A 2,729-nucleotide genomic window follows, 5' to 3' on the forward strand; every position below is an offset into this window, starting at 1 on the left:
GCTTATACCCCTTCTAAAGCTTCGCTTAAATTGGCGGCACCAAACAAAACCAACTACGATCATTCCGAGTACGAAGCACCATATACGGGCAACAAAAAAATCCTGATGGTCTGCACCGAGCAGCAGTACATGACCATGGCAAATGATAAGAGGTTCAAGACTGGCAATCATCCGGTTGAGATGATGGTACCATTGCTGCATTTTAAAAAGGCAGGGTTTGAAGTGGATATTTTTACCCCAACCGGGGAGTCTGTCAAAGTCGAGCAGTGGGCAATGCCAGAAGACGATGATGACGTCAAACAAATCTACGCTGAATATCAATCAAAGCTGAATAATCCAAAAAGTATCGCCGATTTTGTCAAAAACGATATGGCAAATAGCGATGACTATGCAGCGATTTTTATTCCCGGCGGGCATGGCGCCATGCTAGGCTTACCTGACGATAAGAACCTTGGCGAATTGCTACGTTGGGGTTATGATAAGGATTTATTTACCTTAGTCATTTGTCATGGTCCAGCGGCTTTATTGGCGGCCAATTTAGCAAGTCATGATAGCGCTGACAATACTAATAGCGCTGACAATACTAATAACGCCGATAAAGACGATAACGCCAATCGCGACTTCATTTTCAAAGGTTATGAGATGGTAGCGTTCCCGACTGCTATGGACAAGCAAATGCCAAAAATTGGTTATTTACCCGGTACGATGCCGTGGTACTTTGGCGAAAAATTAGAAGATTTGGGCGTTACGATTACTAATAAACTGGCGACAGGACATACCCATCAAGATAGAAAGCTTATCTCAGGCGATGGACCCTTGGCGGCCAATGACTTTGGTAAAATGAGTGCTGAAGCTTTGTTAAAAGCGCTTAGCTAAATCGCTTTTACATGGTCATAGCACAAAAAAACGGACTATTTATAAGTCCGTTTTTTATTTTTGTGATTTAATGTTTTTAATAAAAGGTTTAGTCGTTCTGACTATTAGCCTTATCATAAAGCTCACGCACTACTTCACCAATCACTCGAATACCATCAATCAGCGTTTGTTCATCAGCAGCGATACTCATACGTATACATTCATGCGCATGTTTATAATCGCTGACATCGACACCCGGGAAGAAATACTCACTCGGTACGATAATCGTGCCTTTGTCTTTAAGACGCTCATACAGCTCAGTGGTGCTAATCGGCAAATCTTTAAACCACAGCCATAAAAATATCGCGCCCTCAGGTTTATGAATCATCAACGGATAGTTACCTAACGCTTCTTTTAACAGCTTGACCGCTAATGTCGCTTGCTGTTGATAAAAGGGTTTAATCTCATTATCCGCTAACTGTTTGATACGGTCATCGTTCACCAATGGTGTCGCAATCGCTGCGCCAAAACGTGTCGGAGCCAGATTGACCACTGCATTCATCGCGCTGACCGCTTCGATGACTTTCGCATCAGCAACGATAATGCCGGTACGCATACCGGGCAAGCCAATTTTAGACAGGCTGAAGCATAAAATCGTATTATTATCCCAGTTCAAATGCGCGTCAGAGTAGATGATATTCGGGAAGGGCATACCGTAGGCGTTATCGATGATTAGCGGTATCTCATAACGTTTGGCAAGCTCGGATAAATGCGCCATTTCCTCATCGGTCAACACATTACCCGTTGGATTGGTCGGACGCGAACAACAAATCGCACCAATGCGACCTTCCTTCAATGCTGACAAGTTTTCTAACGCGTCAAAATCTACCCGATATTTAAAGAAACCTTCCTCGCCATCATGCGTCACTTCATCGATATGCGGTAATACGGCGGCGAAATGCTGACCTTCAACATGCACATCACTATATCCAATATACTCAGGGGTTAATGGCAGTAGAATGGATTTATCTACCGATTGATTTTCGCCATCATTAAATGCGCCGCCAAATAAATTAAACAAATAGAAAAAAGCATTCTGCGAACCATTGGTCAAAGCGATATTTTCTGCGCTCAAATTCCAATCATAATGACGATTAAAGAAGCCGACCAAGGCATCGATAAAGGCAGCATCCCCTTGCGGATTAGAGTAATTTGCCATGCTAATAATCGCGCTACTATTCGCCTCACCGGTATTGTTATCATTACCAAGCGCCTTATAAGTCTCTAAAAATAGCTCATTGACGGCATCAATCTTGGCAGGGTTGCCGCCGCCTAGCATATTGATAGGCTGATCGCTTTTTAGCGCATCGCCCAAGTCATCCATGAGCTGTGAGATGCCAGTTGGCTGGGTAAATTTCTGACCGAACTTTGAGAATTTCATAAGGCTACCATGCTGTTTTTGAGAGTTTATAAAGTGTTATTTAATCCATAAAGTGGGGCTAGTATAGCAAATGGTTGCGATAAAATAAGCAAAGCGCGGGGCTGATATTGGTTTATATGCCGATACGCAATATGAAGTAAAAAACGCCCTCTAAATGAATAGAAGGCGTTTTGGTTTGAGGCTTTAGAGAAGTGCTAAAGTGCTATGCTCTGTAGACGGTAATTATAAAAGTCGATATGATAATACTTTATTTATTTTGGCGCTTTAAGTTCAACATGCAATACTTATGTATTTGCTATTTACAAACAAGTGGCTAAGCCTAAGACCCACTAAATCGGCAAACTTATATGTATCAAGCGGGCGTCATATTCTTTCGTTGAGCCTTTCCTAAAAACTGTGTAACTGCTTATAATCCAATAACAGGAGAATAAGC

Annotated in this window: 2 protein-coding genes; one reads left to right on the top strand and one right to left on the bottom strand. The window is 42.3% G+C overall.

Annotated elements, in window-relative coordinates; genetic code table 11:
- The coding region (locus V7D75_RS14090; protein ID WP_333615066.1) for a DJ-1/PfpI family protein at window positions 1-876 on the top strand (876 nt) is incomplete at its 5' end.
- Window positions 877-964: 88 nt separating this feature from the next.
- Here the strand turns inward: V7D75_RS14090 and V7D75_RS14095 are convergent.
- Window positions 965-2,296, bottom strand: coding sequence for a valine--pyruvate transaminase (locus V7D75_RS14095; RefSeq protein WP_333615067.1), 1,332 nt, complete (start codon window positions 2,294-2,296; stop codon window positions 965-967).
- Window positions 2,297-2,729: the final 433 nt, after the last annotated feature.

Origin of the sequence: Psychrobacter sp. (assembly GCF_036731945.1) — a bacterium.
Lineage (GTDB): Bacteria > Pseudomonadota > Gammaproteobacteria > Pseudomonadales > Moraxellaceae > Psychrobacter.